Origin of the sequence: Rhizobium sp. P28RR-XV (assembly GCF_012641385.1) — a bacterium.
Taxonomy (GTDB): domain Bacteria; phylum Pseudomonadota; class Alphaproteobacteria; order Rhizobiales; family Rhizobiaceae; genus Rhizobium.
In genome coordinates this window covers 1-21,696 of record NZ_JABAIG010000006.1, presented here as the reverse complement: position 1 = coordinate 21,696, position 21,696 = coordinate 1, and the positions used below count along the sequence as shown (strand labels likewise).

The window sequence follows — 21,696 nt, the reverse complement described above, 5'->3', positions numbered from 1 at the left end:
GAGAAGCTATCAAGATGATATTGCTGTATGAATAACGTCTCATGCGTAGCAGGCGGCGAAAAATGTCGTCTTTTGCTTGGATGTCAAGCCGTTCGAGGCCAGCTTGACCTAGCATAGGTCAAAAATCTTAAGGTACAATTTCTCATTTTGCCTCGTCCAAGAAGAGGAACTTTTTGAGTGTTTCGTTGCCCGTTGCCGAAATTGCAAAGCATGTGCGCCACAGAGGCAATCGCTTCGTTGAGCGACGAAATTATCCCGCTGCTCACGCATTTGAAAAAAGAAAGTTATTTCCGGAGAGGAACGTAATCGAGCCCGCTATCGATCCGCGATGGTCTGCCATCGAGGAAAAGCTCACCGATACGTGGCGCTGAGCGGGCGATGACCTTGCCGCGCTTGATGACGGCAAGACGATTGGGTTTCAGGCGCAGCGCCTCCAGCGTGTCGACGGCTTGCAGCACCACGAAATCGGCGTTGCAGCCTTTCTCGAGGCCGTAGCCTTCAAGTCCCAACGTCTTGGCGGAGTTGACGGTGAGCGCGTCGAAGATCTTCTTCTTGTCTTCGATGCCGGCCATCTGCGCGACGTGGATGGCCATATGGCCGACTTCGAGCATGTCGCCCGAGCCCATCGAATACCAGGGATCCATCACGCAGTCATGGCCGAAGGAGACGTTGAGGCCGGCGTCCATCAACTCACGCACGCGGGTCATGCCGCGACGCTTGGGATAGGTGTCATGGCGGCCTTGCAGCATGATGTTGATCAATGGGTTGGGAATGACATTGATTCTTGCTTCCGCCATCAGGGGGATAAGCTTGGAGACGTAATAATTGTCCATCGAATGCATCGAGGTCAGGTGCGATCCGGCAACGCGTCCCTGCAATCCGAAGCGGATGGTTTCCGCCGCGAGCGTCTCGATATGGCGGGACATGGGATCGTCGGTCTCGTCGCAATGCATGTCGACGGGAAGACCGCGATCGGCCGCAATTCTGCAAAGTGCTTCGACCGAGGCTCTGCCTTCGTCCATCGTACGTTCGAAATGCGGAATGCCGCCGACGATGTCGACGCCCATGTCGAGCGCACGCTCAAGAGAAGCGACACCGTCCTTGGCGCGGTAATACCCATCCTGCGGGAAGGCGACGAGCTGCAGATCGATATAGGGCTTGACCCGTTCCTTCACCTCCAGAAGCGCCTCAGCCGTCACCAGCCTGGGATCGGACGTGTCGACATGACTGCGAATGAACAGCAACCCTTGCGTCACGGCGAGATCGCAGTAGCGCAACGCACGATCCACTAGTTCTTCCTTCGTCACGATCGGGCGCAACTCTCCCCAAAGTGCAATGCCCTCCAGAAGCGTGCCGGAAACGTTCATGCGCGGCAGGCCGAGCGAAAGCGTGGCATCCATATGGAAATGCGGATCGACAAAGGGCGGGCTCACCAGCCGGTCGGTCGCGTCGATCTCTTCCCTTGCCTCGGTTGTGATCGATGCTTCCACGGCAGCGATTTTGCCGTCCTTGACCGCGATATCGATGGCTTTGCGGCCATCGGGCAGATTGGCATTGCGAATGATCAGATCGAACATGAAAGGCTCCTCGGATTATCTTTCGCCACGGCGATAAGCTTGCATCAACGCCTGCGGCACACGGGCTCGCCGGCTCATGACGGCGAGTGCGACGATGGACAGGATGTATGGCGTCATCAGGAAAATCTGATAGGGCACGCCCTGCACCGCGGTCTGCAGGCGCAGCTGGAAAGCGTCGAAGAAGGCAAAAAGTAGGGCGCCGAACAGCGCCCGGCCCGGCCGCCAGGACGAAAAGACGACCAGCGCGATGCAGATCCAGCCGCGCCCTTGCACCATGGTCGGAAAGAAGCTGTTGAAGGCGGACAAGGTCAGGAACGCGCCGCCCATGCCCATCAACGCGCTGCCGGCAATGACGGCACCGTAGCGGATCCTCATCGGGTTGACGCCCTGAGCCTCCGCAGCATGCGGGTTTTCACCGGTCATGCGGATCGCAAGCCCGACCGGTGTGCGGAACATGAGGTAGGCCATGACGAGTGCCACCAGGATCGCCAGATAGGTCGGTGCCGTCTGGGTGAAGAGGGCGGGCCCTATGAAGGGCAGGTTGGAAAGTTCGGGAATGGCGATCGGCTGGAAAGGCATAATGGTCGGCGGTGTTCCGGCGACGGGCACGATCAGCCGGAAGATATAGTAGCTGAAACTGGAGGCGAAAAGCGTGACGCCGAGCCCCGAAACATGCTGCGACAAGCCGAGCGTTACCGTCAGCGCCGAATGCAGAAGCCCGAAAATGCCGCCGGCGATTGCCGCGACGAGAAGGCCGGTCCAAAGATCGGCGCCGTGATAGACGGAGAGCCAGCCGATCATCGCGCCGAAGGTCATGATGCCCTCGATGCCGAGATTGAGAACGCCGGCCCGCTCGCAAAGAAGTGCGCCGAGCGTGCCGAAGATCAGTGGCGTGGCAATCCGCAGCACGGCGGCCCAGAGTCCGGCTGAAGCAATGATGTCGACCAGCGTGCTCATCGGCGGATCCTGTACTGCGTGAAGAACAACGCGATCAGCATGGTCAGCAGCGATAGGGCGACCGTGACGTCGGCAATGTAGGTGGGAATGCCGAGGCTGCGGCTCATGCCATCGGCGCCGACGAACATCGTTGCGGTGAAGATCGCCGCAAGGACGACGCCGAGCGGATTGAGGTTTGCCAGCATGGCAACGACAATGCCGGCATAACCGAAGCCGGGCGACAGATCGGTGGTCACATAGCCTTTGACCCCCATCACTTCGATGGCACCGGCAAGGCCGGCAAGGCCACCCGAAAGACAGGCGACCTTGACGAGCGTCGCGCCGAGGCGAACGCCGGCAAAGGCAGCGCCAGAAGGGTTGAGGCCGGCTGCTCGCGATTGCATACCGAAGACGGTGCGCGACTGGACGAAATAGACGATTGCGGCGATGACGATTGCAATTGCAAAGCCGATATGAAGGCGCGATCGGGCGATCAGCTTCGGCAGCATGGCGTGGTCGGCAAGGGCCTGGGATTGCGGCCAGCCGAATGCCGTCGGGTCCTTCAATACACCATCGATCAGTATGGAGACGAAGAGAACGGCAATGAAATTCAGGATCAGGCTGGTGACGACCTCATCGACGGAAAATCGCAGCCGCAGCCATAGTGGCACGAGGATCAGAATGGCCCCGGCAAGGGCGCCGATGATCATCAAGAGCGGAATGAGGATCGGGCTGGGCAAGCCGGCGAGCATTTTCGAGCCGAAGGCCGCAACAGCAATGGCACCGAAATAGAATTGCCCCTCGGCGCCGATATTCCAGAGACGGGCACGAAAGGCGACTGCGGCGGCGAGCCCGGTCAGGATCAACGGCGTTGCGCGGGTGAGCGTTTCCGTTGCCGAAAGTCGCGAGCCGAAGGCGCCGAGCAGGATCCGCCGATAGGCTTCGAGCACCGGCGCGCCGGCAATCGCAATCAGGATGCCGGCCAAAGCGAGCGCCGCGATGATCGCGAACAGGGGAGCGAGGATCATCATGTAGAGTGGACGGTGTTCGCGCCGTTCAAATCGCATGTTCGGTCCCGCTGTTTTCTTTCCATTCCCCGGCCATCATCAGGCCCAGCAGGCGTGCATCGGCCTCACCGGCATCGATCGGTGCTGAAAGGCGGCCGCCGACGATCGCCTGAATGCGATCGGCGAGCGCAATGACTTCATCGAGGTCCTCCGAGATGAGCAATACGGCGGTGCCTTGCCGGCGTGCTTCCAGAATACGCCCGTGAATGGCGGCGACCGCCCCTTCGTCCAGTCCGCGCGCCGGCTGTGCCGCAATGAGGATACGCGGGCGTTCAAAGAGATTGCGGCCGAGGATCAGCTTTTGCATGTTTCCGCCTGACAGCAGCCTGGTGCGGCTGGCGGCGCTACCACCGCGCACATCGAATGCCTCAATGATCTTTTGCGCGAAGGCCATGCCGGCGCTGCGGTCGACCAGGCCGTGTTTCGAATAGGAGGACAGGCGCTCGAGCACGGCGTTTTCCCAGATCGCCATTTCGCCTATCGCGCCATCGCGGTTGCGGTCTTCCGGAATGCGTCCAATGCCAGCGTCGATGATTGCGGCCACGTCGAGATCGCCGACGGGCCTGCCGAATAAAAGAAGTTCGCCGGATGAGCGGTTCAACGTGCCGGAAAGGATTTGGCCCAAGCTCGCCTGGCCGTTGCCCGATACGCCAATGATTCCCAGAACCTCGCCGGCACGGACATGAAAGTGGATGCTCTTCAATCGCTCGACACCGCCGCTTTTCACGGTGATATCGCGAGCTTCCAGGGCAATGTCGCCCGGCATGCTTTCCTCGCGGGTCGGTCGGGTCACGCGATGTCCGACCATAAGCTCCGCGAGTTCGGCCTTGCTGGTCTGAGATGCCAACCGCTCAGCCGCGACCTTGCCACCACGCAGGACGACGATGCGATCGGCCGTGGCCATGACTTCATCGAGTTTGTGAGAAATGAAGATGAGAGACAGGCCTTGCGCGGCCATCTGCTTCAGCGTCAAAAAGAGCTTTTCCGCCTCGATTTGCGTAAGAACGGCAGTCGGCTCGTCGAGGATCAGGATGCGCGCATCGTTATAAAGCGCCTTGAGGATTTCCACCCGCTGCTGCTCGCCGACCGAGAGATCGCCAAGGCGCGCATCGGGATCGACCTTCAGGCCGAAGCGTTCGGCGATCGCCAGGAGCTTGCCACGGGCAGCCGTCGTTTGAGACCTGAGCGACCATAGCCTCTCGGTGCCCGTCATGATGTTCTCGAGCACGGTCAAGTTTGGCGCGAGCGAGAAATGTTGATGCACCATGCCGACGCCGGCCCGGATCGCCGCACGCGGCTTGCCTTGCGGCAATTCCTCGTTGTCGATGAGGATACGCCCGGCATCGGGCACATAATGCCCGAAGAGGATGCTCATCAGCGTCGTCTTGCCGGCACCGTTCTCGCCGAGCAAGGCAACGATCTCGCCCTTCGCCAAAGACAAGGAGATGTTGTCGTTGGCAATGGTGCTACCGAAGCGCTTGCTGACACCTTCGATCGTGAGGACAGGGATGGTCATGCCCGAAAGCCTGCGATCGGATAGCGATGCTGCCATCGTTGCTCGGCCTCAAGCGTCGATGCAAGCTGCAATAGCAGGGCCTCTTCTCCCATGGGTGCCATCATCTGGATCGGCAGCGGCAATCCTTCTGCATCTTCACCGAAAGGAAGTGTCAGTGCCGGAAAGCCGGATATGTTGGCGAGCGAGGCAAGCGGGGCGAAGGACGTCATGCGCTCAAGGTGCAATTCGGTGTCCGAATGATCCGTCGGGAAGGAGCCGACGGGTGGCGGCGCCGAGGCGAGCATGGGCATGACGATGACATCCACCCTGTCGAAGATTTCCCAAAGAACCCGACTGGCCTGAACAGCGCCATTGAGGGAATGCCAAAGTGCCGTGGCCGCCATGGCGCGTCCGCGCATGACGAACGCCTGCGTCATCGCCTCGGCCGCCAGCATGTCCAGCTCGAGGTCCTCGACCAAGCCGGCAATATTGACGGAAATGATGTCGCCAAAGGCGCGGGAACTGGCCCGAACGGCGCTTTCCATCTCGTCCCAACGAAGGGATACCAGCTCGTTTCCCTGCTTTTCGAAAAAACTGGCTGCTGCTTCCACAGCTTGGACCCGATCGGCTGCGATGGGGTAGTGCTTTCCGGTGTCCGCAAGGAGACCGATCCGAAGTCGGCCCGTCTTGGGCGAGGGCTCGGCGATACCGGCGAATGGCCCCTTTGTTCGACCGCGCACGGCATCGAATATCCGCGCGGTATCGCGTACCGAGCGAGTGACGGCGAGTTCGCTGGCGATGCCGCCAAGATGATTTCCGAAGGAGGGACCCGCTGGAACCGCGCCGCGCGTCGGCTTCAACCCAACCAGGCCGCAACAGGCAGCCGGCACGCGGATCGAGCCGCCGGCATCCGTCGCATGGGCGATCGCAACGATGCCGGCCGCAACTGCGGCCGCAGCACCTCCTGATGATCCCCCGGCAGTTCTGCTTCGATCCAAGGGGTTTCGGCAGATCGGGCCGATCGCCGGCTCGGAAGCGAGCGAGAGGCCGAATTCCGGGCTGGTGCTTAACCCGAAGGTGCAGAGGCCGGCCTTGCGAAAACGCTCTGCCAGATCGCTGTCCGCGCCTTTGCCCGTGCGGCTGAACAGGCGAGAACCAGCCGTCACCGGCAGCCCCGCAAAGGGGCCGCCGAGGTCCTTGGCAAGGGTTGGGACGCCTGCAAACGGTCGCATCGCAAACCGCTCGGGCCGCGCCGATGCCTCCTGATCCATGGCCTGTGCGGCAGCAAGCCCCATTTCAGGATCCAGATAGGCGGTGGCACCAAGCGTTTCGTATCTGGCGCAGGCGGCAATGGCTGCCCGCATGACATCCATGCAGGCAAGCTTGCCGGACTTGATGGCGCCGGCCAGCTCCGTGGCATCTGCGAACGACGGATTGCCCATGATCGAGCCGGACGGTTACTTCGGCTGATCCGGTACCTTCGGCACTTCGAAGGTACCGGCCTTGATGTCGGCGCGAACCTTCTCCATCGCAGCTTCCGCCTCCGCCGGCGCCACGCCCTTGACATAGACGATATCGCTGCCGCCTTCCTTCATCAGGCCGTAGGCCGTGTAGTTGCGGCCGACCGGCTTGCCGGCGGCGACATCGGCGATCGCTGCGTTGAGAATAGGACGGAAATACCACATGGCATTGGCAAAGACGGTATCGGGATAACGCGGCGTGTAGTCGATCAGAGATCCCACCGATTTGATGTGACGCTCCTTGGCGGCATCGGCTGTGCCGATGCGTTCGCCAAAGAGAACGTCGGCGCCGGCGTCGATCTGGGCGAGGCCGGCTTCGCGCGCCTTCGGGGGATCGAAGAAGGTGCCGATAAAGGAGACGAGATGCTTACAGTTGGGATTGACCGCCTTGACGCCGGCAGCAAACGCATTGATCAGCATGTTGACTTCGGGGATCGGGATGGCGCCGACGGAGCCGACGATATTGGACTTGGTCATCTTGCCCGCCAGCATCCCGGCGAGATAGGCGCCGTCATAGTTCCAGGTGCCGAAGACGCCGAAATTGCCGCCTGCGGCTTCGCCGCTGGACCCAAGAACGAAGGCCGTGTCCGGATAGTCGGCGGCAACCTGGCGTGCTTCCTTCTCTACGGCATAGGCTTCACCGATGATCAGCTTGTTGCCCTGTTCGGCATATTCGCGCATCGCGCGGGGGTAGTCCGTGCCCGAAACACCCTCGGAAAAGACGTATTCGATCACACCTTCCTTGGCGGCGTCCTGCAGCGCCTTGTGAAGACAAGAATTCCAGGCATTTTCGACCGGTGAGGCGTGTATGCCCGCCACCTTGAGCGGCGCGGCGGCGCGAGCGGCCGGCGCCAGCGCACTGACGCCGAGCGCGATGCCGGATGCTATGACGGCACGGCGCGACAGTATGATTTCATTGGTCATTTTTAAGTTCCCCTACTTTTTGATCATTTGGTAAAAATCATAGAAGGGGGCTAAAAAAGTGTCAAGCAACAGGCGTGCCCAAATAATATGCGAATACGCCTGATATCTGTTTGCCGCCTACACCCATAAACAGTCCGAGCGGCCGGTATTCAATTGTTCCGCAAGCTTTGATCGGTTGCGACTTGGCAAGCAAGCATATCAGCCGGCGATATGTTCGATCATATGTGCAATGGCGATGCGATAACGTCTTGCGTCGCCGCCGGCATCGACGGCAAGCGCCGCCCGATCGAACGCGGCCGATAGGATATCCGCAAGCGCCTCGACGGGAGTGTCCGGCCCATGGCCGTGACCGAGGGCTGCCTCCAATCCTTGCTTCAGGGTGAGGGTGGTCGTTTCCTCGTCCAATTGCTTCATCTCCGCAAGGCCGAGCACTGTCGGCCCTTCGATCAGCAGAAGCCGGGTACGGCCGGTAACGCGCATCGCATCGAGATAGGCGTTGCTGCCGGCAATCAGAGCGTTGCGTGGCGCAAGTTGTTCCGGCGTCGCCTGTTCGATCGCGCGCGTCACCGCCAGGGCTTCCTCCCTGACGACGGCGCGAAACAGCGCACGTTTGTCCTCGAAGTGATGATAGAGCGCACCGCGGGTGATGCCGGCCGCAGCGACGATCTCCGGCGTCGATGTCTCGGCATAGCCTTTCTCCACGAACAATGCGCGCGCCGCCGCGATAAGCGCAGCCTTGGTCTTTTCGGTTCTTTCCCGATTGGAGCGATAGTCTTGCATGCATGCAGCCTGTATGTTATTCAGAAATACAGGCAGATTGTATGTCTTTTGGGAGGAGATGGGAAGCATGAAGGTCACGAGCTACTATCCGGTCATCATGACCGAGCGCGTCGCGGAAACTGCGGCCTTCTACATCGAGCATTTCGGTTTTCAGGAAAGCTTTGCCAGCGATTGGTACGCGCATTTGCAATCGGTTGAGGATGGCCGCATCAATCTCGCCATCCTGGATGGGCGGCATGAGACAATCCCGGCGCAGGCGCGCGGCCGGGTGGCGGGGCTGTTGCTCAACTTCGAAGTGGAGGATGTCGATGCGGTCTATAGCCGCGTGCAGGAGGTCGGCTTGCCGATCTTGCGTGCCATTCGAAACGAGGCTTTCGGGCAGCGCCACTTCATCACGGCCGATCCGAATGGCGTTCTGATCGACGTTATCAAGCCGATACCACCAAGTGCGGAATTCGCAGCGCTCTACGCTGACGATGCCTTGCCAAAGGACCCGTAGGACCCGGCGTGGCGATCGATAAAATCCGCCGATATAACTGTATTCTTCGTTAACTAGCTCACTTCACCCAATATTTCGGTTTTCGTGCGATAACCCGGCCAGAGGTAAGGGTGATCCATGCAAGAGCTTTCTGTTTCATCAAAAATCATTAAATCCGTTTTCTTCCGCCCGGACGACGGGCGACTCTACATCCGTTTCAGAAACGGCGAGGAGCGCCAATTTGCCGGTGTTCCGCAAAAGGCTGCCTTAGCCATGGTGAAGGCGCCTTCACCCGGCCAGCACTATATCGAGCATATCCGCACCCAGTTCGAACGCGTCGCTTGAGATAAGAATGCGAAGCCACTTCGCCGTCTCGCCTTGAAGACGTCGGCTCGCCTGTTGCTCTCCGGCCACAAGTCCATGGGCGGTGGCCAAGCTTATCCACCAATGCATTGATAAACGAAGAGTTGCACTATCTACATCAATCAGAACCATCTCCCAGGGAGGACGCGGCGTGATTGATGAAAAGCAACTTATATCCAAGATCACCTGGAGGCTCATGCCTTTCCTGGGGATCCTTTATCTGATTGCCTATATCGATCGCCAGAACGTCAGTTACGCAAAGCTGCAGATGGTCGGCGATCTCGGCATGAGCGAATATGCCTATGGTCTCGGCGCCTCGCTGTTCTTCATCGGCTATTTCATCTTCGAAGTACCGAGCAACCTGCTTCTCGACAGATTCGGAGCGAGCAGATGGTTCGCGCGTATCCTGATATCCTGGGGCGTGGTCACGGTCGCGCTCGCCTATACGCAGAACGCCACGATGTTCTATATCCTTCGCTTCCTGCTCGGTGCCTGCGAGGCAGGCTTCTTTCCCGGTGTGCTCTATCTTCTGACCCTTTGGTATCCTTCGGCCTATCGCGGCACCATGGTCGGGCTTTTCATGATCTTCAGCGCCTTTGCCAATGCGATCGGTGCGCCGCTCGGCGGCGTGCTGCTGGACCTCAACGGGCTTTATGGCATCGCCGGCTGGCAATGGGTCTTCCTCGTGACGGGCGTTCCCGCGATCATCGCCGGCTTCGTCACCCTGTTTTACCTGCCGGACCTGCCCGCCAAGGCGACCTTTCTCGACGACACGGAAAAGCGCTGGCTTGAAGATCGGCTCGCGGTCGAAAATTCGGCCATGGAGCAAAATGCCGCCGACGGCTTCAAGGCGCTTATCAATCCGCGCGTACTGCTGATGGCGCTTTGCTATGTCGGCTTTCCGCTCGCCGCCTACGGGCTCAGCTACTGGCTGCCGACCATCGTGAAGAATTTCGGCGTCAGCAACACGACGAACGGCTTCCTCAACATCATTCCCTGGCTTCTGGTCGCGGTCGCCCTTTATGCAGTGCCGGCAGCGGCGGACAAGGCGGAATCGAAAACGCCCTACATCGTCATTCCCGCCTTGATCGGTGCCATAAGCCTGGTCTTGTCCGCTGTCATTCCCGATCATACGCTGCAGTTTGCTTTCCTCTGCATTGCCGCCGCCGGCATCTTCGCCGGCCAGCCGGTCTTCTGGAGCTTGCCGTCACGCTTCCTTCAGGGCGCGGGCGCCGCCGCCGGCCTTGCCGCAATCAATTCCGTCGGCAATCTCGGCGGTTTCATTGCGCAGAACGTCGTTCCTTGGATCAAGGATTCCACCGGAAGCACGATCGCGCCGATGTTCTTCCTTGCCGCTTGCCTGCTGGCTGCGGCACTATTGGTTTTCATCGTCGGACGCATGGTGCCGCGCACGCCGAGGCGAGACGATCTTGGCGATGTAAGTGCGGCGCGCCTGAAGTGAATACGAGCGAAGTCAGGCGATCACCCGCCTTGGGGAAAAGGACGGCGGGCGTTCCCAGGCATTCAAGCACTATTTTACCATGAGCAAAGTACTTTGGAATCGGCCCACCATCGGCCGCGATGGCAGCTATGAGCCAGGAGCGGTCACCACCTTGTTAGGTTAAACACCCTGTCCGGAAACATGGGGCTAGCTAGCCCACTTATGCCGTGTGATGGGAATGTTGTGATCTCATCTGCGTCAACATGGCTGATGTCGTATGCAGCAGTTTTGGGGTAGTGCTCCTCGCGGTAGTTAGCGTCAAGTAATAGTCTGGAAATATCCAAAATGTGGGATTGGTTCCCTATAGTCTTCATTGCGTTCAAGGTTCTCGTGTTAGGCACCGGCATGTTCTTCGCCATCAAGTGGCATCACGATCAAGAGAAGAAGAAATAACGAAACCAGCGGACCCTAAGCGCTCGCCGATTAGAGATGCGCCGCCCATTTAGTCCGCTTAGAGCCAACTGCGGTCATGGCAAAAAAATGGAACCGCAAAATCCAGCGGTTCCATTTTTGAATTGGCGGCTGAGCGATTAAGATCGCCAGAGATTGTCATGCAAAGGCGTAGGAACCGTCCGGACGCTTAGGCACGCGTCTTTGCCAATGGATATAACCTTCCTCTTCCATAGCCTTCTCATCCATGTCGACGCCCCAGCCGGGGCGGTCGGGCCTAAGCTCGAGATAGCCATCCTTCGGCAGATAAGGATCGACGACATAACGGGTTTCGCCCTGTCGCTGCTCGACCTCGTTGCCGCCATAGACATAGGCCTGGCCCTTCGGCAGCCGGTATTCGAGGATCTTGAAATTCTGCGCGGCGGCCGAGAAGTGCACGTTGACGGCTGTTGCGAGCGGACCCATCGGATTATGCGGAGCAACACCGACGAAATGCGCCTCGGCGATCGTCGCGATGCGCCGCATCTCGCTGATGCCGCCGACGACGCAGATGTCGGGCTGGATGAGGTCGGCACCCTTGACCTGCAGCAGCCGCAGGAATTCGTTGCGGTTATAGAGGGACTCGCCGGTTGCCAGCACGCAGTTGAGGCCTTGTTTCAGCTCGCCCCACATTTCGATATTCTCAGGGCGCAGCGGTTCCTCGTAGAAGAGCGGATCATAGGGAGCCAGCGCATTGCCGAGCTGCCGCGCGGCGACCGGCTCGAAGATTTTGGCATGCGCATCGAAGGCGATCTCATAATCGTCGCGCACGGTTTCGCGCAGCGAGCGGAAATAATCGGCCGATGCCTTGACGACATTGCCCCAGCGATGGGCATGCATATCGATGCGCCAGGGGCTGAGCTTGAAGGCGGTAAAGCCCCATTCGGCGTTCAAGCGGTCGAGCTCGTCGCGTGCCGCCGGTGCATCCGGTGCCGTATAGACGCCGGCATAGACCTTGACGCGATCTCGTACCGCGCCGCCGAGCAGCTTGTAGACCGGGACATTGAGGGCTTTGGCCGAGAGATCCCAAAGGCAATGATCGAGCGCCGAGATCGCCGAAAGGCCAAGCGCGCCGGGCGGGAAGCGGCTCTGCTGGATCAACAGGTTGACGAGATAGTCGATGCGGCTTGGATCCTGGCCGGCGATGAAGCCATAGAGATAGTCGAGCAGCGGCGGCAGTGCCAAATCGGGGCCGTGATTGTAGCATTCGCCCCAGCCCGTCAGTCCGTCATCCGTATCCAGCGCCACGATGACGCGTGGCCGGTCCTTGTCGCGGGTCATGAACACCCGCATGCGGTCGATTTTCATCTTACCTTCCTTCTATCGATTGACATGAATGCGGCATGGGAGATGCCGCGGGTTGGGAAAACGTTGCCGTGCCGAGCGGACGTCGGATCCGTGGCGAATGGGTTGCCGTGGCTATGTCGACAGACCCCTCACGCGGCACTGCCGTTCTTCACGGTTTCTGGCTCGACATAACGGAAGCGCCGCGAGCGATCCCGATCGCGCGGGTCGGGACGCGGGATCGCCGAGATCAACGCCTGCGTATAGGCATGTTCGGGTGAATTGCAGACCTTGTCGGCATCGCCGACCTCAACGAGGCGCCCCTTGTACATGACGCCGACGCGGTCGCACATATAGCGGATGACGCCGATATCATGGCTGATGAAGATATAGGCGAGACCAAGTTCGTCCTGCAGGCGCATCAAAAGATCAAGCACCTGGGAGCGCACGGAGACGTCGAGCGCGGAGGTCGCCTCATCGGCGACGATCACGCGCGGATTAAGCGTGATGGCGCGGGCGATACCGATACGCTGGCGCTGGCCGCCGGAAAAGGCATGCGGATAGCGCTCGCGCGCCCTTGGATCAAGCCCGACCTGTTCCATCAGATGGCAGACGCGCTCATCGAGTGCCCGGCCTTTGGCGATGCCGTTGACGAGCAATGGTTCGCCGATGATCTGCGAGACGGTCATGCGCGGATTGAGGGAGCCGAAGGGGTCCTGGAACACCATGCGCAGTTCGCGGCGGGCCGAAGCCAGAGCCGGTCCCTTGGCGCTCGCAAGATCGGTGACCTCGCCCTCGGGGCGGCGATAAAGGATCTCTCCGGCGGTCGGGTCGATGAGGCGCATGATTGAGCGGCCCATCGTCGTTTTGCCGGATCCGCTCTCGCCGACGATCCCAAGCGTTTCGCGCGGCAGAAGCGAGATCGAGACATCATTGAGAGCGTGAACCTCGCCGAAGGCCATGGACACGTTGCGCAATTCGAGGATCGGCGCCGCGGATCTGTCGAGCGGCGGCCGCGCAAGGCGGATTTCGGCCTTCCTTTCGAGCTTCAGCACCGATCCGATCAGCATGCGCGTATAATCATCCTTCGGCGCATGAAAGATCTGCTCGACCGGCGCGTATTCCCTGACGACACCATTGTGCATGACGAGCACGTCGTCGGCGATCTGCGCGACAACGCCCATGTCATGGGTGATGAACAGCACCGCCATGCCGCTGGCCTTCTGCAGCCGGGCGATGAGGTCGAGGATTTCGGCCTGTGTCGTCACGTCGAGCGCGGTCGTCGGCTCGTCGGCGATCAGAAGCTGCGGCTTGCAGGCAAGCGCCATGGCGATCATGGCGCGCTGGCGCATGCCGCCCGAATATTGAAACGCATAGCGGTCCACCGCCTTTTCCGGCGAGGGGATTTCCACTTGCTTCAGAAGCGAAATGGCCTCGACGCGCGCTTCCGCCTTGCTCATCTTCGTATGGAGACGCAGCGCTTCCATGATCTGGTCGCCGACCGTGTGGACGGGCGAGAGCGACGCCATCGGCTCCTGGAAGATCATGGCGATATCGCGCCCGCGGATTGCCCTGATCTGGCGACCGCGCGGATTGAGCTTGACGAGATCCACCGAGCTGCCGCCGGCTCCATTCAGCACGATCGAGCCACCGGTAATACGGCCGGGGGTGTCGACGATCTGCAGGATCGATCGTGCGGTGACAGATTTGCCCGAGCCGCTTTCGCCGACGACACAGAGCGTCTTTCCGGGCTCGATGGCAAAGGAGAGGTTGTCGACCGCGCGAAAAGTGCCCGTTCGCAAGGGGAAGTCGACGGTCAGGTTCTTGACCTGCAGCAGCGGGCGGGCAGTGTTCATGGAAACGATATCGGTCATGCCCGCCTCATTTGTTGTAGGGATCGGCCGCGTCGCGCAGGCCGTCGCCGAGAAGGTTCAGGGCCATGACGGCGACGACCACGGCGACACCCGGCAGGAACAGCCATGGGGCCGTTGCGATCGAGCGGATGTTCTGCGCCTCGCGCAGCAGCACGCCCCAGGAGATTGTCGGCGGCTGCAGTCCCAGCCCGAGGAAGGAAAGAGAGGTCTCGGCCAGGATCATCGCCGGCACGGCAAGCGTGATGGAAGCGATGATGTGGCTCGCGAAACTCGGCAGCATATGGCGGAAGATGATGCGGCCCTCACTGGCGCCATCCAGCCTGGCAGCGGCGACGAATTCTTCCGTTCGCAGCGACAGGAAGCGACCGCGCACGACACGGGCAAGCTGCGCCCAGCCGGTCAATGACAGGATGATCGTGATCATCATATATTGAAGCGCGGCCGGCCAGCCTTGCGGCAGGGCTGCCGCCATGGCAAGCCAGATCGGAATGGTCGGCAGCGACAGCACGAAATCGATCAAGCGTTGGATGAAGAAGTCTAGCTTGCCGCCGTAATAGCCTGAAATCCCTCCAAGAACGATGCCAAGCAGAAGCGAAAAGAACACGCCGACGAGACCAATCGACAGCGAGATTTGTGAGCCCTGAACGGTGCGGCTGAAGACGTCGCGGCCGAGCCGATCCGCACCGAACAGAAGAAGCGGCGTCGACTTGTCCGAGGATGCCAGCAGATGGATGTTGCTCGTGAAGAGCCCGAGCACGGAATATTCGTAGCCGCGCCCGAACAAGGTGACGGAAACCCGCTTGCTGGCATCTTCCTTGAAGATCGCCGCCAGCGTTTCCGGGTCGCGCGTGAGCTTCAGCGGATAGTAGTGCAGTCCGATGGAGAAGCCGTTCGCAGTATCGATGAAATGCACGCGCTGCGGCGGGTGGAAGGTCGCGCGCGCATTTTGCTGATTGGGATCGTTGATGGCAAAGAAGCCCGGCACGATCGCAACGATGTACATCATCACGGTGACGACGAGGGCGATCATGGCCAGCTTGTGGCGACGGAATGCCCACCAGATCAGCTGCCATTGCGAGGCGACGGCGGCGCGGTCGGGACGCAGGTTTGTAACGGCAATGTCGGCCATGGACTGCTCCTATTCCAACCGGATGCGGGGATCGACAAGGGCGAGCAGAATGTCACTGATGAGTGACCCGATCAGCGTCAGTGCGCAGATCAAAAGCACGAAGGCGCCGGCAAGATACATGTCCTGCGCCATCAGGGCCTGGAGCAGCAGCGGTGCGGCTGTCGGCAGGTTGAGAACGATCGCCACCACGACGGACCCCGAGATCAGGTTGGGCAGCAGCCAGGCAATGGTCGAGATGAACGGGTTGAGCGCGATGCGCAGCGGATATTTGACCAGCAGCCGGAATTCCGAAAGGCCTTTCGCGCGGGCGGTCGTCACATATGGCTTGGGCAGCTCGTCCAGCATATTGGCACGCATGACGCGGATGAGGCTTGCTGTTGACGAGACGGCGAGAATGATGACGGGGAGCCAGATATGCGACAGCAGGTTCAGCATCTTGGCGATGCTCCAGGGCGCGGTCTCGAATTCGGAGGAGAACAGACCGCCGACATCCTGCCCGAACTCGACCGCCGCAACATACATCAGCACCAGAGCCAGCAGGAACGACGGGATGGCGAGCCCAAGGAAGGTGAAGGCGGTGAACAGATAGTCGCCGATCGAATATTTCTTGACGGCGGAATAGACCCCGATCGGCAAGGCGATCGCCCAGGTGGCGACGAGGGTTGCCAGCGCCAGCACGAGTGTCAGCGCCATGCGCTCCCAAATCAGGCCGGAAACCGGTTGCTGCCATTCGAAGGAGATGCCGAAATCGCCGCGCGAAATGATGTTCCAGATCCATTTCAGATATTGGATGAGCATCGGCTGGTCGAGACCGAAGCGTTCGCGCAACTGCGCGGCCGTGTTCTGGTCGACCACTTCGTTCGACGAGGCGAGCGTGGCGATATAGGTTGTCACATAGTCGCCAGGCGGCAGCTGGATCAGCACGAAGGCCAGGAAGCTGATGGCGAAAAGGGATGGGATCATCCACAAAAGGCGTTTACCGATGAAGACCAGCATGGCTGTTTCTCGCAGTGAGTGCTGCCACGGGCAGCTCCGCATGAAGGAAAGCGCCGCCCATGCAAGGCGGCGCTTGATCGGTGTGGTCAGCTGGTGAAGAAGAATTGCTGCGGCATGGCCGGTCCCGGGTTGGGCCAGGACCAGCTGTCAGGTTGCTTTTCTGGAACATTGTGCAGATTGTTGCGGATAATGCCGAAGCCGCCGACGGCAAGGCAAAGCCCAACGGTTTCAAACTCTTCGGCGGCGATGTCGAAGATCTGCTTCATGACGGCGCCGCGCTTGTCGAGATCCGCCGTCGAACGTGCCTCGTCGAAGAGCTTCATGCGCTTCTTCTGGCTTTCCGGCGGTTCCTCGCCCTTCTTGCCGTTCGATGTGTACCAGACCGACCACGGAATGGCGTAGCGCGAACCCTGCGGATGAAAGGCGAAGAAATCACGCGGGTCGAGCATGGGGTCGAGGCCGCCAGGCCCCGGCCACACCTGGGCGTCGTGGGCGTTGTCGTCACCGCGAGTGTAGTAGAGCGCGCGCTCGATCGTGTTGACTTTCATGTCGACGCCGATCTGCGCCCAATGTGCCTTCACCAGTTCGAGAGCATCGACCAGATCGGGATAGAGGGTCGGAATGACATCGATGGCGAAGAAGATTTTCTGGCCGTCCGGCCTCAGACGAAAGCCGTTCGCATCCTTCTTGCCGTAGCCGGCCTGATCGAGTATGGCGCCGGCCTTGTCCGGATCGTAATCGGTGAATTGGCGGGCGTATTTTTCATTGTACCAGGGGTGCTCCGGTCGCGGTCCAGCCTGGTAGGGCTGGCTCTGGCCGAAATAGACGATGTCGATGATTTCCTGCCGGTTGATCCCGAGCGAGAGCGCCTGCCGGACCGATTTGTCGGCAAACATCTTGCGCATGGCCGGATCTTTATGGGTAATGTTGAAATAGATCTGGCATTGCTGCGAGGTCGAAGGGACAAGAGTTAGGAGGCGATAGTCGCCCTTCTTCATGTTCTGCGAGAGCGTCGGCTTATTGGCGAGCACGCTGATATGGCGTTCCTGAATGTCGATCTTGCCGGAGATGACGTTCAGCATCAGGGATTCGACATCCTGCGAAATGCCGAAATTGATCTCGTCGACATAGGGAAGCTGGTTGCCTGATGTATCGACCTGCCAGAAGTAGGGATTGCGGGTCATGACGACGCGGGTGGCACCGCCGGTATAAGGCTCCTTGACGACCCAGGGATCGAGCGTCGGTTTGTCCGGATTGCCCCAGCGCGAGGGGATCTCGATATCACCGCAGCGTGCGCGGAAAAATTCGGGCCAGCTGCTGGCGCCAGCCTTCTTCGCGTCGTCGGCAACGTTCGGATTGTATTTCGGCAGGAACTGACTGCAATAGTGCTTGGGAAACAGCGTCGGATGCTGGCCGAGCGGGGTTGCAAGGTTTTCCAGATAGAGTGCGTTCGGTGCCGCGAAGGTGAATTTCACCGTGTGGTCGTCGATTTTCGTGACATCGACGGCCTTGCCAGCGACCGAGAGCTGCGCGGGCGCAGCACTATAGAGATCGGTATTCTTGACGCAGTCCTCGATGGCGAAAACGACATCGTCGGCCGTGAAAGGATGGCCGTCCGACCAGCGCGCGCCCTGGATGAGGTAGAAGGTGAACTGCGAGGCGTCGGCATTGACGTCCCAGCGTTCGGCGAGATTCGGCAGAACCTGGGTGAATTCGAGATTCCAGCGCACCAGGCTCTGGTTGCCTACCATGCGCAGGATGCCGTTATGGTCGGAAGAGCCGCGCAGGCCGCGCCGCAACGTACCGCCATACGTGCCGACCTTTTCGTAAGGCGTGACCACCATCGGCTTTTTCGGTAGCCGCTCGGCCAGTGGCGGCAGCTTGCCGCCCTTGACGAGTTCAGCCAAGGCAGGCGCCTCGCCGGCCGCATCGGCGGCGCTGACGCGGCCGGCCAGAGACAGGGCTGCCATTCCCGCCATGCCTCCGAGGACGGCACGTCTGCTCACGCCACGGGACACTGTTTCATCGCGCATCAAATCCTCCCATTTTAACCGCGGCCGGGTTTTCCCTGAGCCGACGCGACAAGCTCCCAACCCGTCGCCATTGCACCCCTCTGGCGCAGCGTCGAGACCATATTACGTTCTCAGATAATTACAAGAGTTGACAGATTTTTACAGATTTAGTAGCTCTGACGCGCAGGAAATGCGCTATGTCCGGTGCTGGCCGGCATTCAAAAAGGACGATGATGAAACTCTCTGTCGCCAACGATCCCGGTACGGGCGCGACGCGCTTCGGCGACATCATCTATGAGAGGATCGTCGCCATGATCGCGGACGGACAGTTTCCGGTGAATGAAAGACTGCCGGCGGAAGCCAAGCTCGCGGAGATGTTCGGTGCGTCGCGGCCCGTGGTGCGCGATGCTCTGGAGCGGCTGCGTGCCGATGGCTTGATCGTATCGCGCAAGGGGTCCGGTTCCTATGTGCGCCAAAGGCCGGATTCTTCAGTTCTGAAAATGGTGCCCGTGGGATCGCTCGCCGATGTCCAGCGCTTTTTTGAATTTCGTGCCGGTCTCGAGGCGGAAGCCGCCGAGCTTGCGGCGCGCAACTGGCAGCCGGAGGACAAGGAGCGGATCACGGCGGCGCTTCAAAAGATCGAACAATGTCTTGGCGAAGGCCGCCTCGGCGCGGAAGAGGACCAGGAGCTGCACGATGCGATTGCGATCGCCACCGGCAACCAGTTCCATATCACTGTCCGCGAATTGTTCAGGCCGCACTTCGCCATCGGCCATTCGGTGACGCGCAGTCTCAGTCTCAAGCGGACGCCAGAGCAGATCCGCAGCGTTCAGGACGAGCATGCCGTCATCGTGCAGGCGATCTTCGCGCGGCAGGAGACCGAAGCGCATGATGCCATGAAGCGACACATATTGAATGCACGCGCCCGCATGTTCCAGGGCGTTTAGGAATTGGATAAGGCTGGAGCGGGGTGATGGCTTCTTCAAGCTTCCTCGCTTGCGCCTCGATGGGTGATGAAGGGTAGGAAGATGAGCATTGAGACCATGCGGCAAGCGTTGACCGGCGTATCCGGTGTTCCGGTCACGGCTTATGATGCAAGCGGCGAGGTGGAACCGCAGGTGACCGCCAAGGTCTACCAGCGCGTGGCCGCAGCCGGCATTCACAACATCGTCGCGGCAGGCAATACAGGCGAATTCTATGCGCTCACGCCCGAGGAAATCCGCCGCGTCCACGAAGCCGCGATAAAGGGTGTGGACGGCAAGGCACCGGTGACGGCGGCAATCGGTCGTTCCCTGCGCGAGGCAATTGGCATGGCCAAGGATGCCGCCTCGATCGGCGCCTCCGCCGTGATGTCGCATCAGCCGGTGGATCCTTTCGCCGCCCCCGCTTCGCAGATCGACTATTTCCACGATCTGGCGGAGGCGTCGCGCCTGCCGCTCGTCGCCTATGTCCGCGCCGAAGGCTTTAGTGTCGATGACATGGTTCGCCTGGCCGGTCACGGCAATATTGCCGGCATTAAGTTCGCGACGACCGATCTGATGCTGCTTTCGCGAGCGATCGCCGCCTCAGATCCGAGTGGCGCGCTGTTCGTCTGCGGTCTCGCCGAAAGCTGGGCTCCGGCGTTTGCAGCCGCCGGCGCGCGCGGTTTCACCTCCGGCCTCGTCAACGTCGCACCGAAGCTGTCGCTTGCCGTTCTCGCGGCCTTGGCGAAAGGAGACTTTGCTGCCGCCCGCGCGATCGTCGACAAGCTCGAGCCCTTCGAGCGCATGCGCACAAAGTTCCGCAACGGCGCCAATGTCACGGTCGTCAAGGAAGCGGTGACCTACTCCGGCTTGAATGTCGGCCCCGTTCGTGTTCCGGGGCTGCCATGCCTCGATCAGAAGGATCGCGAGGAACTGTTTGCCCTGCTTCGTGCCTGGCAGGAAGCAGGCGAGCTTTTCGCCAACTGACATGAGGCGTCTCTGCAAATTTCGAACCTAACGGCGCGGCGCCGAAAGAGCGAGCTTCGGCGCCCAAAATTAGATATGGGACAATGATATATGGGACGGCCGCCTGATGCCGTAAAGCTCCTGATCGACCTTTTAGGATCGACAGTCGGGACGGGGTGATACTGATGAGCCTTCTTTGTATCCGCTGTGGATTGAGAAAAGGGTTCCCGCGCTGGAGATATGTGGGGGCCTTTAGTCACGACACGAGCTGTGCTGGCTGTCCTTGCTGCGTCACCAATTCGACCGCTTGTTTATCAAACGAGACAAAGGTTTCGCCGCCCAACCAGTTACCCTCATAAGCCATGATACCATCGGCAAAGTCACCGCCGGCTTCGAGGATCGCAAGGCCGGCCTCAACCGCGGGACGGTTCATCACGACATTGCCCGCGTCCAGCAAATCACGGATTGTCGTGGCGATATCGTCTTTTGATAACCTGGCGCCACGGCGCAGTATCCAAACGAGCTCACATAGGCACGGCAAGGAAACGGCGATCAGTGACGCTTCTTTTAGAAGTTTACCGGCAGTCTCCGCCTGCTTTGCATCGTCCTGCAATACAGCCCGAACTAAGATATTCGTATCGACCGATATTTTCATTCTTCTCCTGCCCAGCCGGAGGCGGCAATCTCATTCATTTCACTGATCGTCAGCGGCTTTTTGATCTTGCCAGCATGCCGCCCGATGAATTTATCAATGGTTCCGGTTGGCCGGGCGGCCTTTACTCGAAGCTCACCGCCCGGGAGCTTGTCGAATTCGATCCGTTCTCCGGGTTTGATGCCTAGGTGCTGCAACAAATCTCGCTTTAAAGTGACTTGACCTTTCATTGTTACAGCCAGAGACGTCATAGGAAATTCCTCCTTCATAAGATCTATCTGCATAGTAATTGAAATTCACATTACCGACAAGCCAATTCAAAATATAGTTGTGTTTGGCACAATGAGACACTGTTGGCGAGCTTCGCGGAATGGGGATATGACCCCAATTAAAGTGGATCGGCTCTAGCAGAAGCTTACTGACAACGCGCAATGAACAAGCGGCAATTTAATCGTATTGAAGCGGCCCCATTGACGTTGCGGTCACCCGATACAAGCTCATGATGAGCTGACCGGTATGGCGACCTCAGCACTTAATATTCTTATTCGCGTTTCACGCCGACGCTCGCGGTTAGGAGGTGTGGACTCTTGGGTTTCCAAGGCTGAGCGAATCAGATTCAAGACGGTCTTTTGGAGGCAGTCATGGGTGTTTTGGATCGTCTGATCCTTCGGGACGAACAGTGGGCGCGGATAGCGCATCACATCATTGGTGACGAGCGCACGCGCGGCTCGTCTGGCCGCGACAACCGCAT

19 protein-coding genes and 1 pseudogene are annotated in these 21,696 nt (G+C 59.8%); 6 read left to right on the top strand and 14 right to left on the bottom strand.

Features of this window, described 5'->3' with window-relative positions; all coding sequences use genetic code 11:
* Window positions 1–284: 284 nt before the first annotated feature.
* From HGP12_RS13885 to HGP12_RS13855, 7 genes are all read right to left on the bottom strand, one after another.
* Complete coding sequence (locus HGP12_RS13885) at window positions 285–1,577, bottom strand: amidohydrolase family protein (protein ID WP_168842335.1); 1,293 nt, start codon at window positions 1,575–1,577, stop codon at window positions 285–287.
* Window positions 1,578–1,592: 15 nt separating this feature from the next.
* Window positions 1,593–2,534 (bottom strand): ABC transporter permease, encoded by a 942-nt coding sequence (locus HGP12_RS13880; protein ID WP_168842336.1) that lies wholly within the window; start codon window positions 2,532–2,534, stop codon window positions 1,593–1,595.
* Complete coding sequence (locus tag HGP12_RS13875; protein WP_168842337.1) at window positions 2,531–3,580, bottom strand: ABC transporter permease; 1,050 nt, start codon at window positions 3,578–3,580, stop codon at window positions 2,531–2,533. The genes HGP12_RS13880 and HGP12_RS13875 overlap by 4 nt, the downstream gene beginning before the upstream one ends.
* Window positions 3,570–5,096, bottom strand: a complete 1,527-nt coding sequence (locus HGP12_RS13870) for an ABC transporter ATP-binding protein (protein WP_168842338.1) — start codon at window positions 5,094–5,096, stop codon at window positions 3,570–3,572. Before HGP12_RS13870 ends, HGP12_RS13875 begins: the two co-directional genes overlap by 11 nt.
* Entirely contained in the window at window positions 5,093–6,517 is a 1,425-nt protein-coding gene (locus HGP12_RS13865) for an amidase (protein ID WP_168842339.1), read from the bottom strand. Before HGP12_RS13865 ends, HGP12_RS13870 begins: the two co-directional genes overlap by 4 nt.
* Window positions 6,518–6,532: 15 nt before the next feature.
* Window positions 6,533–7,519 (bottom strand): BMP family protein, encoded by a 987-nt coding sequence (locus tag HGP12_RS13860; RefSeq protein WP_168842340.1) that lies wholly within the window; start codon window positions 7,517–7,519, stop codon window positions 6,533–6,535.
* Window positions 7,520–7,717: 198 nt separating this feature from the next.
* Window positions 7,718–8,299 (bottom strand): TetR/AcrR family transcriptional regulator, encoded by a 582-nt coding sequence (locus HGP12_RS13855; protein WP_168842341.1) that lies wholly within the window; start codon window positions 8,297–8,299, stop codon window positions 7,718–7,720.
* Between the two features lie 67 nt (window positions 8,300–8,366).
* On the opposite strand from HGP12_RS13855, the gene HGP12_RS13850 reads away from it, so the two are divergent.
* The 3 genes from HGP12_RS13850 to HGP12_RS13840 all read left to right on the top strand — a co-directional run bounded on the left by HGP12_RS13850 (window position 8,367) and on the right by HGP12_RS13840 (window position 10,602).
* Window positions 8,367–8,798 (top strand): VOC family protein, encoded by a 432-nt coding sequence (locus HGP12_RS13850; RefSeq protein ID WP_168842342.1) that lies wholly within the window; start codon window positions 8,367–8,369, stop codon window positions 8,796–8,798.
* 117 nt (window positions 8,799–8,915) lie between these two features.
* A complete protein-coding gene (locus HGP12_RS13845; RefSeq protein WP_168842343.1) occupies window positions 8,916–9,122 on the top strand; it encodes a KTSC domain-containing protein in 207 nt (68 codons plus the stop codon).
* Between the two features lie 169 nt (window positions 9,123–9,291).
* Window positions 9,292–10,602: an MFS transporter gene (locus HGP12_RS13840; protein ID WP_168842344.1), complete on the top strand. Its 1,311-nt coding sequence runs from the start codon at window positions 9,292–9,294 to the stop codon at window positions 10,600–10,602.
* 588 nt (window positions 10,603–11,190) lie between these two features.
* Here HGP12_RS13840 and HGP12_RS13835 read toward each other — a convergent pair.
* From HGP12_RS13835 to HGP12_RS13815, 5 genes are all read right to left on the bottom strand, one after another.
* Complete coding sequence (locus tag HGP12_RS13835; RefSeq protein WP_168842345.1) at window positions 11,191–12,378, bottom strand: galactarate dehydratase; 1,188 nt, start codon at window positions 12,376–12,378, stop codon at window positions 11,191–11,193.
* A 128-nt stretch (window positions 12,379–12,506) separates the two neighbouring features.
* Window positions 12,507–14,228 carry an ABC transporter ATP-binding protein gene (locus tag HGP12_RS13830; RefSeq protein WP_168842346.1) on the bottom strand — a complete coding sequence of 574 codons (1,722 nt, stop codon included), beginning with the start codon at window positions 14,226–14,228 and terminating at the stop codon, window positions 12,507–12,509.
* Window positions 14,229–14,235: 7 nt separating this feature from the next.
* Entirely contained in the window at window positions 14,236–15,357 is a 1,122-nt protein-coding gene (locus tag HGP12_RS13825) for an ABC transporter permease (RefSeq protein ID WP_168842347.1), read from the bottom strand.
* A gap of 9 nt (window positions 15,358–15,366) precedes the next feature.
* Entirely contained in the window at window positions 15,367–16,353 is a 987-nt protein-coding gene (locus HGP12_RS13820; RefSeq protein WP_168842348.1) for an ABC transporter permease, read from the bottom strand.
* A gap of 86 nt (window positions 16,354–16,439) precedes the next feature.
* Window positions 16,440–18,386, bottom strand: coding sequence for an ABC transporter substrate-binding protein (locus HGP12_RS13815; protein WP_168842349.1), 1,947 nt, complete (start codon window positions 18,384–18,386; stop codon window positions 16,440–16,442).
* A gap of 212 nt (window positions 18,387–18,598) precedes the next feature.
* Between HGP12_RS13815 and HGP12_RS13810 the strand changes: the two genes are divergently transcribed.
* Entirely contained in the window at window positions 18,599–19,312 is a 714-nt protein-coding gene (locus tag HGP12_RS13810) for a FadR/GntR family transcriptional regulator (protein ID WP_168842366.1), read from the top strand.
* 81 nt (window positions 19,313–19,393) lie between these two features.
* Window positions 19,394–20,314, top strand: coding sequence for a dihydrodipicolinate synthase family protein (locus tag HGP12_RS13805; RefSeq protein WP_168842350.1), 921 nt, complete (start codon window positions 19,394–19,396; stop codon window positions 20,312–20,314).
* Between the two features lie 235 nt (window positions 20,315–20,549).
* Here the strand turns inward: HGP12_RS13805 and HGP12_RS13800 are convergent, their stop codons facing one another.
* The gene (locus tag HGP12_RS13800) at window positions 20,550–20,948 is read right to left on the bottom strand and encodes a type II toxin-antitoxin system VapC family toxin (RefSeq protein ID WP_168842351.1); all 399 of its coding nucleotides are present in this window, start codon (window positions 20,946–20,948) and stop codon (window positions 20,550–20,552) included.
* Entirely contained in the window at window positions 20,945–21,196 is a 252-nt protein-coding gene (locus HGP12_RS13795) for an AbrB/MazE/SpoVT family DNA-binding domain-containing protein (protein WP_168842352.1), read from the bottom strand. Before HGP12_RS13795 ends, HGP12_RS13800 begins: the two co-directional genes overlap by 4 nt.
* 390 nt (window positions 21,197–21,586) lie before the next feature.
* Here HGP12_RS13795 and HGP12_RS13790 point away from each other — a divergent pair.
* A pseudogene (locus HGP12_RS13790) lies at window positions 21,587–21,696 on the top strand (IS5/IS1182 family transposase); the annotation flags it as partial.